Origin of the sequence: Massilia sp. ZL223 (assembly GCF_018119395.1) — a bacterium.
Lineage (GTDB): Bacteria > Pseudomonadota > Gammaproteobacteria > Burkholderiales > Burkholderiaceae_D > Telluria.
Map to the genome: position 1 here is coordinate 1 of NZ_JAGPWD010000035.1, position 13,403 is coordinate 13,403.

At 68.8% G+C, this 13,403-nt stretch carries 10 protein-coding genes; 4 read left to right on the plus strand and 6 right to left on the minus strand.

Features of this window, described 5'->3' with window-relative positions; genetic code table 11:
* Positions 1-101: 101 nt before the first annotated feature.
* The 5 genes from lpdA to KBW95_RS19075 all read right to left on the minus strand — a co-directional run bounded on the left by lpdA (position 102) and on the right by KBW95_RS19075 (position 6,251).
* On the minus strand, positions 102-1,502 hold the full coding sequence (gene lpdA, locus KBW95_RS19055; protein WP_211529067.1) for a dihydrolipoyl dehydrogenase: 1,401 nt from the start codon (positions 1,500-1,502) through the stop codon (positions 102-104).
* A 4-nt stretch (positions 1,503-1,506) separates the two neighbouring features.
* On the minus strand, positions 1,507-2,841 hold the full coding sequence (locus KBW95_RS19060; RefSeq protein ID WP_211524759.1) for a dihydrolipoamide acetyltransferase family protein: 1,335 nt from the start codon (positions 2,839-2,841) through the stop codon (positions 1,507-1,509).
* A gap of 1 nt (position 2,842) precedes the next feature.
* Positions 2,843-3,895 carry an alpha-ketoacid dehydrogenase subunit beta gene (locus KBW95_RS19065; protein WP_229429881.1) on the minus strand — a complete coding sequence of 351 codons (1,053 nt, stop codon included), beginning with the start codon at positions 3,893-3,895 and terminating at the stop codon, positions 2,843-2,845.
* Positions 3,892-5,124: a 3-methyl-2-oxobutanoate dehydrogenase (2-methylpropanoyl-transferring) subunit alpha gene (locus KBW95_RS19070; protein WP_211529068.1), complete on the minus strand. Its 1,233-nt coding sequence runs from the start codon at positions 5,122-5,124 to the stop codon at positions 3,892-3,894. Before KBW95_RS19070 ends, KBW95_RS19065 begins: the two co-directional genes overlap by 4 nt.
* A gap of 218 nt (positions 5,125-5,342) precedes the next feature.
* The gene (locus KBW95_RS19075) at positions 5,343-6,251 is read right to left on the minus strand and encodes a LysR family transcriptional regulator (RefSeq protein WP_211524757.1); all 909 of its coding nucleotides are present in this window, start codon (positions 6,249-6,251) and stop codon (positions 5,343-5,345) included.
* Positions 6,252-6,327: 76 nt separating this feature from the next.
* Between KBW95_RS19075 and KBW95_RS19080 the strand changes: the two genes are divergently transcribed.
* The 3 genes from KBW95_RS19080 to KBW95_RS19090 all read left to right on the plus strand — a co-directional run bounded on the left by KBW95_RS19080 (position 6,328) and on the right by KBW95_RS19090 (position 10,609).
* Positions 6,328-7,212, plus strand: a complete 885-nt coding sequence (locus tag KBW95_RS19080) for a DMT family transporter (protein WP_229429882.1) — start codon at positions 6,328-6,330, stop codon at positions 7,210-7,212.
* A 115-nt stretch (positions 7,213-7,327) separates the two neighbouring features.
* Positions 7,328-8,917, plus strand: a complete 1,590-nt coding sequence (locus KBW95_RS19085) for an EAL domain-containing protein (protein ID WP_211529069.1) — start codon at positions 7,328-7,330, stop codon at positions 8,915-8,917.
* Between the two features lie 99 nt (positions 8,918-9,016).
* The gene (locus KBW95_RS19090) at positions 9,017-10,609 is read left to right on the plus strand and encodes an EAL domain-containing protein (RefSeq protein WP_211529070.1); all 1,593 of its coding nucleotides are present in this window, start codon (positions 9,017-9,019) and stop codon (positions 10,607-10,609) included.
* A gap of 1 nt (position 10,610) precedes the next feature.
* Here the strand turns inward: KBW95_RS19090 and KBW95_RS19095 are convergent, their stop codons facing one another.
* Positions 10,611-11,978 (minus strand): amino acid permease, encoded by a 1,368-nt coding sequence (locus KBW95_RS19095; RefSeq protein ID WP_211529071.1) that lies wholly within the window; start codon positions 11,976-11,978, stop codon positions 10,611-10,613.
* Between the two features lie 117 nt (positions 11,979-12,095).
* On the opposite strand from KBW95_RS19095, the gene KBW95_RS19100 reads away from it, so the two are divergent.
* Positions 12,096-13,370, plus strand: a complete 1,275-nt coding sequence (locus KBW95_RS19100; protein WP_211529072.1) for a glycerate kinase — start codon at positions 12,096-12,098, stop codon at positions 13,368-13,370.
* Positions 13,371-13,403 lie beyond the last annotated feature (33 nt).

Here is a 13,403-nt window from a genome sequence, read left to right on the forward strand (position 1 = left end):
CCCCCCCCCCCCCCCCCCCCCCCCCCCCCCCCCCGGCCCCGCGCCCCCCCCCCCCCCCCCCCCCCCCCCCCCCCCCCGGGGGGGGCGCCCCCCGGTACCGGTCAGATATGCAGCGCGTGGCCCAGCGCGCGCAGGGCGGCTTCCTGGACCGCCTCGCCCAGGGTCGGGTGGGCGTGGATGGTGCGGCCCACATCCTCCAGCAGCGCGCCCATCTCGAGCGACTGGGAGAAGGCTGCAGCCAGTTCCGACACGCCGGCGCCGACCGCCTGCCAGCCCAGGATCAGGTGGTTGTCCTTGCGCGCGACCACGCGCACGAAGCCATCCGTCCCTTCGATGGTCATGGCGCGGCCATTGGCGCTGAAGGGGAACACGGCGCTGACGAATTCGACGCCTTCGCGGTCGCAGTCCAGCGGCGACATGCCGGCCACCACGATCTCGGGATCGGTGTAGCAGACCGCCGGGATCGCGGCCGGGACGAACTCGCGGAACTTGCCCGCGATGATCTCGGCCACCATCTCGCCCTGGGCCATCGCGCGGTGCGCCAGCATCGGCTCGCCGGCCAGGTCGCCGATCGCCCACACGTTGCGCATCGAGGTGCGGCACTGGCCGTCGACCTTCACGGCGCGGCCCTCCATGTCGAGCATCAGGCTTTCCAGCCCCCAGCCCGTGGTGCGCGGCTTGCGCCCGACCGCCACCAGCACGCGGTCCGCTTCCAGCTGCGCTTCCACATTGGACGCGTCGCGCACGCGCACCAGGCCCTGCTCGAAGCCCAGCACCGTCGTCCCCAGGCGCAGCTCGACGCCGAGGCGCGCCAGGGACGCCGCCACCGGCTTGACCAGGTCGGCGTCGTAGGACGGCAGGATGCGTTCCGCCGCTTCCACCACCGTCACCTGGCTGCCCAGCTTGCGGTAGGCCGTGCCCAGCTCCAGGCCGATGTAGCCGCCGCCGACCACCACCAGGCGGCGCGGGATCGATTCCGGCGACAAGGCCTCGGTCGAGGACACCACGTCGCCGCCGAAAGGCATGAAAGGCAGCTCGACCGGCTCGGAACCGCTGGCCAGCAGGAGGTGCTCGCAGCGGATGCGCAGCGGCGCGCCGTCGCCGTCCTGGGGCTGCACCTCGACCGTCTTGCCGTCGATAATGCGCGCCCAGCCGTTCACCAGGCGCACGCCGTGCTTCTTGAGCAGGCTGCCGACGCCGCCGGTCAGGCGCTTGACGATGCCGTCCTTCCAGGCCACGGTGCGCGCCAGGTCGATGCGCGGGTTCTCGACCGTGATGCCGAGCGCGGATTCCTGGGCCGCATAGGTGTTGGCCTTGTTGAACTCCTCGGCCGCGTGGATCAGGGCCTTGGACGGAATACAGCCGATGTTCAGGCAGGTGCCGCCCGGCTGCGCGCCCTCGACCACGATGGTCGGGATCTCCAGCTGGCCGGCGCGGATGCCCGCCACGTAGCCGCCCGGACCGCCGCCGATGATCAGGAGGGTGGTAGTGATCGTCTCCATCGGCTCACTCCACGAACAGGGTTGCCGGGCACTCGAGGTAGCCGCGGATGGTCTGCACGAACTGCGCCGCCACCATGCCGTCGATCACCCGGTGGTCGAAGGACGAGGACAGGTTCATCATCTTGCGCGCCACCATGGCGCCGTTCAGCACCACGGGACGGTCGACGATGCGGTTCACGCCCACGATCGCCACTTCCGGACGGTTGATCACCGGGGTGGTGACGATGCCGCCCAGCGGTCCCAGGCTGGTGATGGTGATCGTCGAACCGGTCAGCTCCTCGCGCGTGGCCTTGGCGCTGCGCGCCGCTTCCGCCAGGCGCAACAGCTCGGCGGCGCACGACCACGGATCGCGCGCTTCGGCATGACGCACCACGGGAACCATCAGGCCGGTATCGGTCTGGGTGGCGATGCCGAGGTGAACCGGGTCGTACTGGGTCAGCACGTTCGCATCGTCGTCGAAGCGCGCGTTCATCTGCGGGAAGCTGCGGATCGCCAGCACCACGGCGCGCATCAGCAGCGGCAGCAAGGTCAGCTTGCCGCGCTCGGCGCCGTAGCGGGTATTGAGCTGCGCGCGCAGCAGTTCGAGCTCGGTGACGTCGATTTCCTCGACATAGGTGAAGTGCGGGATATGGCGCTTGGCCTCCTGCATCTTCTCGGCGATCTTGCGGCGCAGGCCGATGATCGGGGTCGCATGCTCGCCGTGCAGCTGGGCATAGCGGTTGTCGCCGCGTCCTACTGGCAGCCCGGTACGGCGGCCGGCGATGTAGGCGTCCAGGTCGGCATGGGAGATGCGGCCGGCGGGGCCGCTGCCGCTCACGAACTGCAGTTCGATCCCCATGTCCCAGGCGCGCTGGCGTACGGCCGGCGGCGCGAGCGGTTTGTCGCCTTCGGCGCGCAGCGCGGGCGCTGAGGCCGGCATCTGCCGTGGGGGAGCGGGGTGTGCCTTCGGAGGCGCCTTGGGCGAAGCTTTCTGCGCCGGCGCGCTGGCGGCAGCAACGGCTTCCAGCTGCGGTTCGGCCACTTCCTCGGCCGGCGCTTCCGGCGCCGCCGACTTCACCGGCTCCTGCCTGGCCTTCTCGGCGGAGATATTGCCGGCGCCTTCCACCTCCAGGCGGATCAGCTCCGCGCCCACGGCCAGCGATTGCCCGACCGCGCCGCCCAGGCTGGTCACCTTGCCGTGCACCGGCGAAGGGATTTCGACGGTGGCCTTGTCGGTCATGACGTCGGCCAGCACCTGGTCTTCCTTCACTTCGTCGCCCGGCTGCACATGCCAGGCGACCACTTCCACTTCCGCGATGCCTTCGCCGAGGTCCGGCATCTTAATCACATGAATGCCCATCTCAACCCTCCATCGCACGTTTGAGGGCCGCGCCGACGCGGTCCGGCCCCGGGAAATACGCCCATTCCTGCGCGTGCGGATACGGGGTGTCCCACCCGGCCACGCGCCCGATCGGCGCTTCCAGGTGGTAGAAGCAGTGTTCCTGCACCAGGGCCGCCAGTTCGGCGCCGAAGCCGCTGGTCTTGGTCGCCTCGTGCACGATCACGCAGCGGCCGGTCTTCTGGACCGAGCGCACGATGGTGTCGAGGTCCAGCGGCCACAGGCTGCGCAGGTCGATGATCTCGGCGTCCACGCCGGTCTCGCGCGCGGCGGCTTCCGAGACCCAGACCATGGTGCCGTAGGCGAGCACGGTCACGTCGTTGCCGGGTCGGACGATGGCCGCCGAATCCAGCGGCACCGTGTAGTAGCCGGTCGGAACGTCGCCCATCGGATGGCCCGACCAGGGCACGACGGGTTTGTCGTGGTGGCCGTCGAAGGGGCCGTTGTACAGGCGCTTGGGTTCCAGGAAGATCACCGGGTCGTCGTTCTCGATCGCCGCGATCAGGAGGCCCTTGGCGTCGTAGGGATTGGACGGCATCACCGTGCGCAGGCCGCAGACATGGGTGAAGAAGGCTTCCGGGCTCTGGCTGTGGGTCTGGCCGCCGTAGATGCCGCCGCCGCAAGGCATGCGGATCACCATCGACGAGGTGAACTCGCCGGCCGAGCGGTAGCGCAGGCGCGCCGCTTCCGACACGATCTGGTCGGTGGCCGGATAAAAATAGTCGGCGAACTGGATCTCGACCACGGGGCGCAGGCCGTAAGCGGCCATGCCGACCGCCGTGCCCACGATACCGCCTTCCGAGATCGGCGCGTCGAACACGCGCGACTTGCCGTACTTGGCCTGCAGGCCGTCGGTGACGCGGAACACGCCGCCGAAATAGCCGACGTCCTGGCCGTACACCACCACGTTGTTGTCGCGCTCCATCATGACATCCATGGCCGAGCGCAGGGCCTGGATCATGGTCATCGGCGTCGTCGCCGTTTCCTTCGGTTGATCGTCGCGTGCCATCCTCATACCCCTAGTTCCTGACGCTGACGGCGCAGATGCTCCGGCATGTCCTTGTACACGTCCTCGAACATGGTCGCGGCGCTCCACGAGCGGCCGTCGCCCAGTGTGCCGAACTGTTCGGCTTCCTTTTGCGCGGCCAGCACTTCGGCCTCCAGCTCCGCCTGCACGGCCTCGTGCTCGGCATCCGACCACCAGCCCTGGTTGGTCAGGTACTGGCGCAGGCGTGCGATCGGGTCGCCCAGCGGGAAGCGGCTCCAGTCGTCGGCCGGCCGGTAGCGGTTCGGGTCGTCGGAGGTGGAGTGCGGGCCGGCGCGGTAGGTGACCCATTCGATCAGGGCCGGGCCCAGGTTGCTGCGCGCGCGTTCGGCGGCCCAGCGCGAGGCGGCCAGCACGGCCAGGAAGTCGTTGCCGTCCACGCGCAGCGAGGCGATGCCGCTGCCGATTCCGCGGGTGGCGAAGGTGACGGCCTCGCCCCCGGCGATGGCCTGGAAGGTCGAGATCGCCCACTGGTTGTTGACCACGTTGAGGATCACCGGCGCGCGGTAGACGTGGGCAAAGGTGAGGGCGGTCGAGAAATCCGATTCGGCGGTGGCGCCGTCGCCGATCCAGGCCGAGGCGATTTTCGTGTCGCCCTTGATGGCGGAAGCCATGGCCCAGCCCACGGCCTGCGGGTACTGGGTGGCGAGGTTGCCGGAAATGGTGAAGAAGCCGGCGCGGCGCACCGAGTACATCACCGGCAGCTGGCGGCCCTTGATCGGGTCCTTTTCGTTCGACAGCAGCTGGCAGATCATCTCCACCAGCGGCACCTCGCGCGCCATCAAGAGGCTTTGCTGGCGGTAGGTGGGGAAATTCATGTCGCCGTCCTGCAGGGCGAGTGCGTGGGCGGTGCCGATCGCTTCCTCGCCGAGCGAGGTCATGTAGAAGGACATTTTCTTCTGGCGCTGGGCAATGACCATGCGGGCGTCGAAGATGCGGGTCTTCATCATGGTGCGCAGGCCGAAGCGCAGCAGTTCGCGGTCGGGCTCCTCGGCCCAGGGGCCGACGGCATTGCCCTGCTCGTCGAGCACCCGGATCAGGCCCGATGCGATGTCGCTCGTGTCGAGCGGCGCCACGTCGACGGGCGGACGCCGGACGGAACCGGCGGGACTTACTTGCAGATACGTAAAATCGGTCTTGCAGCCCGGGCGGCCGGTAGGCTCCGGTACGTGCAGCGACAGAGGTTGACTCTGGCTCATAATTCGCGTTCCCTTTTGAGGTGATGTGCGGCAACGGTATGATAAATCCGTCAGCGCATCGCGCGTTTGCGTTGGCGAACTATTTGCGTTGTGCTGCGCAGCATCCGGCCGCGCCGCGCGGGCCCGAAGCTGCCATGCTGGCATGGCGCGGCGGCCCTGATCCTGCGGTGCAGCAAGCCGGGGGCGAGACGTTTATGCAGCCTGGCTGGCGCGCCGCTTCAGGCTGCCCGCAAAGGCGCCGCACCCACGTCGCCGGCCGCCTGCCGGGCGATCTCGGCGAAAGCCTGGACCGCCGGCGAAGCCTGCGCCAGGTTGCGCAAGACCAGCCCCACGCGGCGCCGCGCCATCGGCCGCAGCGGCCGCACGGCGATGCGCGGATGGGTTTCATGCATCGCCGCCGGCAGGGCCAGCTCGGGCATTACGGTAATGCCGTCGCCCGCGTCCACCAGGCCCAGCACCGTGATCATCTGCGACATCCGGTAGCGCACCTTGGGCGCCAGGCCGGCCTGGGCGAACAGCGGTTCCACCAGCGCCGAGCAGCCCTGTTCCGGCATGATGAAGGGCTGGTCCACCAGTTCCTGCAGGGTCACCGAGCGCTTCGCGGCCAGCGGATGGTCGTGCTGCAGCAGGGCGACCAGCTGGTCCTCGACCAGCGGGACGGTGTCGAAGCGTTCGTCGGGCAGGACGGCGAAGCCGACGTCCACCCGGCGGTCGGCCACCCACTGGATGACGGCGGCGTCCGGGCCTTCGTCGATCTGGACTTCGATGCCGGGATAGCGCTCGCGGTAGGCGCGCAGGATCGCCGGCAGCAGCTTGAGCGAGGCGGTGGGGCCGAAGGAGCCGATGCGGATCAGGCCCTGGTTCAGGCCGCGCGCCACCGCCGCATCCTGGCGCATCGCCTCTGCCAGGCCGAGGATTTCGCGCGCCCGCACCAGCAGCCGCCGTCCCAGCTCGGTCACCTCGACCGAGGATTGCTGGCGCTCGACCAGCTGGGCGCTCAGCTCGCCCTCCAGGGCGCGGATGGCGTGCGAGACGGCCGACTGGCTGATGCCCAGGCGCAGCGCGGCCAGGGTGAAGCCGCGCATCTCGGCCACCATCACGAAGATTTCCAGTTGGGTGAAGGTCATGAGTAATTCCTCATTTGCGCATGAACTGGGATAAGCATTAATGTATGGCCTCCGCGACCTCGATTGCAAGTCCATCATGAAAAACCAGCTCGTCTACGCCAAACTCGTCCTCGTCACCCTGTTCTGGGGCGGCACCTTCATCGCCGGCCGCATCGCCGCGCATGCGCTGCCCGTGATGACGGCGGCCACCCTGCGCTTCGCCGTGGCGGCGGTATTGCTCCTGCTGGTCGCCTGGAAGATGGAGGGCGGCTTGCCGCGCCTGTCCGGCAAGCAGATCGGCGCCACCGCGGCGCTCGGCCTGACCGGGATCTTCCTCTACAACCTGTGCTTCTTCGGCGCCCTCGGCACCATGCCGGCGGGCCGCGCGGCCCTGTTCATCGCGCTCAATCCCATCGTCACGGCGCTGGCCGCTGCGGCGCTGCTGCGCGAACGCCTGCACGCCGCCAAGTGGATAGGCATCGCCGTCGCCTTCGCTGGCGCCGCCATCGTGATCACGCGCGGCGATCCCTGGACGGCCGTGCACGACCTGCGCGCCTCGCTCGGCACCGGCGAACTGCTGATGCTGTGCGCCATCAGCAGCTGGGCCGCCTACACCCTGATCGGCCGCGCCGCGCTCAAGGGCCTGAGCCCGATCGCCGCGACGACCTATGCCGCGCTGTGGGGCCTGCTGTTCCTGGCCCTGGGCGCGGGGCGCGACCTGGCCAGCCTGGACTGGAGCGCGATCGGCTGGCGAGTCTGGGCCAGCCTGCTCTACCTGGGCGCCTTCGGGACCGTGCTCGGCTTCATCTGGTACTACGAGGGCGTAAAGGCCATCGGCGCCTCGCGCACGGCCGTGTTCAACAACCTGGTGCCGGTGTTCGGGGTCTCGCTGGCAGCCTTGCTGCTGGGCGAACAGGTGCTGGCGTCGATGGTGGCGGGTGGTGTCCTGGTCGCGGCCGGCGTTACCTTGACCAATCGTTGAACCGCCCAGTCCGCCGCACGCAACGGTGCGCGTTTGCGGGCCGGGCGCGGCGCAGCTAGTATGGAGGCTCGGGTCCGGCCATCGCTCGGCGGACAGAATCGGGCAAAGGGACTCCATGCGCAAGTCGGTCGTAGTGCTGTTGACCTTGCTGATCGCGTGCACTGCCGTCGGCGTGCCGATCTGGCTTGCCATTGCCCAGTCCCAGCGCCAGGGCCTGGACGCCGCTGAGTCCCAGGCCCTGGGCTATGCGCGCGACGTGGTGTTCCGCTCCGACGACACCGGCCGCCAGATCGAGGCTGGCATCGCGCGCCTCAAGGCGCAGCACGGGCATGCGCCGTGCACGGCGCAAAGCATCGACCTGATGCGCCAGATCGACCTGAGTTCGAGCTACATCCAGGCGGTCGGCTACGTGGAGGGCGAGGACATGGTGTGTTCGTCGATCAGCGACGGCACCCCCTTTGCGCTGGGACCGGTCGACTTCCAGTCCGACCAAAATTTCAAGATCCGCCGCAGCGTGCGCTTCCCCTTCACGCCCGAACAGGCTTTCGTGGTGGTCGAATCCGAGCATTTCGCCGCCATCATCCACAAGGATTTGCCGATCGACACGGCGAACAGCGAGCCGGATGTGTCCCTGGCCGTGTTCTCGCTGCTCGACCCGAGGCCGGCGAGCACGCGCGGCCCGGTCGACCCGAACTGGGTGCTGCGCCTGGGGGATGAGCGCGAAGTCGTGTTCTCGGACGGCAGCTATATCGTCGCGGTGGTGCGCTCGGCCCAGTTCCACACCGCGGCCGTCGCCGCCGTGCCCCTGCACTACGTACGCGACCGCTCGCAGCACGTCGCGAACCTGCTGGTGCCGATCGGGCTGGTGGCGGGCGTGGCCCTGGCGCTGGCGATTTCCTACCTGGCCAGCCAGCAGCTGGCGCTGCCGGCGGCGGTCAAGGCGGCGCTGCGCCGTGGCGAGCTGTTCCTGGAATACCAGCCGATCATCGACTTGCGCAGCGGACGCTGGATCGGCGTCGAAGCCCTGGTCCGGTGGCGCCGCTCGACCGGCGAACTGGTGTATCCGGACCTGTTCATCCCCATCGCCGAGCAGCACGGCCTGATCGTCAAGCTGACCCGGCGCGTGCTCGAGCTGGTGCGCAGCGATGTGGGCGACTTCCTGGAGAACCGGCCAGACTTCCATGTCGGCATCAACGTGGCGCCGGCCGATTTCCATGCGGGCGACTTCCTCGACTGCCTGGCGGGATGCCTGCGGCAGATGAGGGCCGCCCCCGGCAACCTGATCCTGGAGGTCACGGAACGGGGCCTGCTCGACCCGGTGGTGGCGCGCAAGACCACCGGCGCCTTGCGCGCCAGCGGCTTCGCTGTCGCCATCGACGATTTCGGCACCGGCTATTCGAGCCTGTCCTACCTGGAATCGCTGGAACTCGACTATCTCAAGATCGACCGCAGCTTCATCGAAGCGATCGGCACCGGGGCGCCCACCAGCCAGGTGGTCCAGCACATCATCGCCATGGCGCGCGACCTGAAGCTGTGCATGATCGCGGAAGGCGTCGAAAGCCAGGAACAGGCGGATTTCCTGCGCGCACGCGGGGTGCAGTATGCGCAGGGCTGGCTGTTCGGAAAGCCGATGCCCTTCGCCGAAGTCCGGGAGCACCTGCGCCGGATGGAGGCCCCGGCCGCGGTGGCCGCCGGAGCCGGTTAGGGCGGCGGCGTCCCGGGCCGCCGATTGCGAAGCGGTCCCGGCGGCGATAGTATGGAGTCGGATGTCTAGCCCGGTCCGGGGCGGACCGGGAGTTCACGGATGAGCAAAACGGCGGTGGTCGTGCTGAGCTTGCTGCTGGCGATGGCGGGCATCGGCGCTCCGATCTGGTTCGCCATCGCCCAGTCCGAGCGCCAGGGTTTCGAGGCGGTGTCGCGGCAGGCGCTGGCCTATGCGCGCGATAACCTGCTGCGTTCCGACGAAACCGGCGCCCAGATCGCGGCGGGCGTGGACCGCCTCGCCCGGGATCATGCGGCGGCGCCCTGTTCGCCGACCAGCATCGACGCCATGCGCGAAATCGATGTCGGCTCGAGCTATATCCAGGCCGTCGGCTACCTGCGCGGCGATATGCTGGTCTGCTCGTCGTTCGCAGGCCAGTCGAGCCAGTTCGCGCTCGGCCCGGCGGACTACCGGACCGCGAACGCCGCCTCGTTCCGGCGCGACGTGCGCTTCCCGTTCGCGCCGCAGCGGTCTTTTATCGTCATCGAGCGGAACGGTTTCGCGGCCGTCATCCACAAAGATCTGCCGATCGACACGGCCAAGAGCGAACCGGATGTGTCGCTGGCGGTGTTCTCCAGGCAGAGCACGACGCCGCTAAGTGTGCGCGGCCACATCGAGCCGGCCTGGCTCGGCCGGCTCGGCAAGGCGCGCGAGGCGGCTTTCGTCGATGGGGAGCATCTTGTCGCGGTGGTGCGCTCGGAGCACTATCTGACCGCGGCCATCGCCGCCGTGCCGCTGCGCTACCTGCGCGAGCGCACGAACGACGTGGCGCGGCGCCTGGTGCCGGCCGGACTGGCGGCCGGCGCGCTGGCGACCCTGGCGATCCTCTACCTGGCGCGCGAGCAGATGGCGCTGCCGGCGGCGGTGCGGACCGCATTGCGGCGCCGGGAACTGTTCCTGCTTTACCAGCCTGTGGTCGAGCTCCACAGCGGGCGCTGGGTCGGCGTCGAGGCGCTGCTGCGCTGGCGGCGCCCGACCGGCGAGATCGTGAGTCCGGAGCTGTTCATCCCGATCGCCGAACAGCACGGCATGATCGTCCGGATCACCCAGCGGGTGCTCGAACTGCTGTGCAAGGAGGCAGCGGGCCTGCTGGCCGCCCATCCCGGCTTCCATATCGCAATCAATGTATCGCCGGCCGATTTCCATGATCCCGGCTTCCTCGACGGACTGCACGCGGCCCTGCGCGGGATGGGCGCGGCGCCCGGCAACCTGATCCTCGAAGTGACCGAGCGGGGCCTGATGGATCCGGACGTGGCGCGTACCACGACCGGCGTCTTGCGCCGCAATGGCTACGCGCTGGCGATCGACGACTTCGGCACCGGCTACTCCAGCCTGGCCTATCTCGAATCGCTGGAACTCGACTACCTGAAGATCGACCGCAGCTTCATCGAGGCGATCGGCACCGGCGCGCCCACCAGCCAGGTGGTCCAGCACATCATCGCGATCGCGCGCGACCTGGACCTGAACATGATCGCCGAAGGCATCGAGAGCGAGGCCCAGGCGGCGTTCCTGCGCGCACGCGGGGTCCAGTACGGCCAGGGCTGGCTGTTCGGGAAGCCCATGCCCTTAGCCGAGGTGGCCGCCCACCTGCGCCGCCAGGCCGAGGTGCAGGCCATGGCCGCGAACGACGCCTGATCTAGGCGGCTTCGACCGCCGCCGCCGCGCGGCGCTCGCGCACCAGGTAGCCGATGCACAAGGCGCCCAGCCACACCGGGATCAGGTAGACCGCGATGTTCAGGCCGGGGCTGAGCAGCATCACGATCAGCAGCGCGGCGACGAAGCCCAGGCACAGGTAGTTCGACAGCGGATAGAAGGGGCTGCGGAACAAGGTAGCCTGGCCCAGCTTGTCCTTCTCGCGGCGGAAGCGCAGGTGGCTCCAGGAAATCATCGCCCAGTTGATCACAAGGGCGGCCACGGCCAGCAGCATCAGCATGCCCAGCGCCTGCTCCGGCAGGAAATAGTTGACGGCGATGGCGGCGAAGGTGGCCAGGGCCGAGACGCCCAGGGCCGCCAGCGGCACGCCGCGCGACGAAATGCGCAGCAGGAAGCGCGGCGCATTGCCTTGCTGGGCCAGGCCGTAGAGCATGCGGCTGTTGGCGTAGACGCAGCCGTTGTAGACCGACAGGGCGGCCGTCAGCACCACGAAGTTGAGCACATTGGCGACCAGGCCGCTGTCGAGTTCCTTGAAGATCAGCACGAAGGGGCTGCCGCCGGTGACGACCTTTTGCCACGGGTAGAGCGACAGCAGCACGGCCAGGGCGCCGATGTAGAAGATCAGGATGCGGTACAGGGCGTTGTTGGTAGCGCGCGGGATGGTGCGGCTCGGGTCGTCCGCCTCGGCGGCGGTCATGCCGATGAATTCCAGGCCGCCGAAGGAGAACATGATGACGGCCATCGACATCGCCAGCCCGGCCGCGCCGTTCGGGAAGAAGCCGCCGTGCCGCCACAGGTTCGATACGCCCGCCTCGGGACCGGCGCCGCCGCTGGCCAGCAGCCAGACGCCGAACACGATCATGCCGACCACGGCCACCACCTTGATCAGCGCGAACCAGAATTCCATCTCGCCGAAGGCCTTCACGTTCATCAGGTTCAGGCCGTTGACCAGGAAGAAGAAGGCCAGCGCCGTGACCCAGGTCGGGATCTCGGGGAACCAGTATTGCATGTAGATGCCCAGGGCCGAGAGCTCGGCCAGGCTGACCAGGATGTACATGACCCAGTAGTTCCAGCCCGAGACGAAGCCGGCCATGCGGCCCAGGTATTTGTTCGGGAAATGGCTGAAGGAGCCGGCGACGGGTTCGGCGACGATCATCTCGCCCAACTGCCGGATGATCAGGAAGGCGACCGCGCCGGCGATCGCGTAGCCGAGCAGGACCGAGGGGCCGGCCATCTGGATGGTCTGGGCGATGCCGAGGAAGAGTCCGGTGCCGATGGCGCCGCCCAGGGCGATCAGCTGGATATGGCGGTTCTTCAGTCCGCGTTTGAGTTCGTGCTTCGCGTCTTGCATCGTCGGCCCGGCCTTATGAATTGTATGATTGCCTGAAAGACAGGAATTCTACTGCATCCTTACGGCCGGGTAGAATTCGCGATAAGGTAAGTAGCAACTATTCACCGGAATGATCCCATGAGCGTTTTACAGCCGCCCGCCATCCGGGCGCTTTTGGCCGAGATGTTCCAGGCGGCCATCGATTCGGCGGCGCCGCGCTGCTCCATCGCACGCTTCCTGCCGCCGCCGCCCAAGGGCCGCACCCTGGTGATCGGCGCGGGGAAGGCGGCCGCCAGCATGGCCCAGGCGCTGGAAGAGCATTGGAGCGGGCCGCTGGAAGGTATGGTCGTCACCCGCTATGGCTATGCCATCCCCACCCGCGGCATCGAGGTCGTCGAGGCCGCCCACCCGGTTCCGGACGCCGCCGGCCTCGCCGCGGCGAAGCGCATGCTGGACATGGTCCAGGGCTTGAACGAAGACGACCTGGTGATCTGCCTGATCTCGGGTGGCGGTTCGTCGCTGCTGCCCCTTCCCGCGCCCGGCATCGGCATCGAGGACAAGCAGGCCATCAACAAGGCGCTGCTCGCTTCCGGCGCCACCATCTCGGAGATGAATTGCGTGCGCCGCCACCTCTCGAGCATCAAGGGCGGGCGCCTGGCGGCCGCCTGCCATCCGGCGCGGGTGCTGACGCTGTTGATTTCCGACGTGCCGGGCGACGATCCGATCGACATCGCCTCCGGGCCGACCGTGGCCGATCCGAGCACCTGCGCGGACGCGCTGGAAGTCGTCGGGCGCTACGGCATCGCGCTGCCGCCGGCGGCGCGCAGGCTGCTCGAAAGCGGCGAAGGAGAAAGCGTCAAGCCGGGCGACAAGCGCCTGGCGCGCATCGAGACGCACCTGATCGCCACGCCCCAGATGGCGCTGGAAGCGGCGGCCAGGGTGGCCGAACGCGCCGGGATTCCGGTCCACCTGCTGGGCGACAGCCTGGAAGGCGAGGCCCGCAGCGCTGGAACGCTGCTGGCGGGGATCGCGCGCCAGGTCGCGGACAAGGGACAGCCGTTCCGCCCGCCCTGCGTCCTGCTCTCCGGCGGCGAGACCACGGTGACGGTGCGGGGGAAAGGACGCGGCGGGCGCAATGTGGAATTCCTGCTGGCGCTGGCGCTGGCCCTGCGCGGCCACCCGGATATCCACGCGCTGGCGGGCGACACCGACGGCGTGGACGGCATCGAGGAGATCGCCGGCGCCATCGTCGGCCCGGACAGCCTGGCGCGCGCCTGGGCGCAAGGCATCAACCCGGCCGCCAGCCTGGACGACAACGACGGGCACGGCTTCTTCGGCGCCCTGGGCGACGCCGTCGTCACCGGCCCGACGCTGACCAACGTCAACGACTTTCGCGCGATCTACATCGGATAGCTTCGCTCAGAAGTAGCGCCGGGTCGGCTTCAC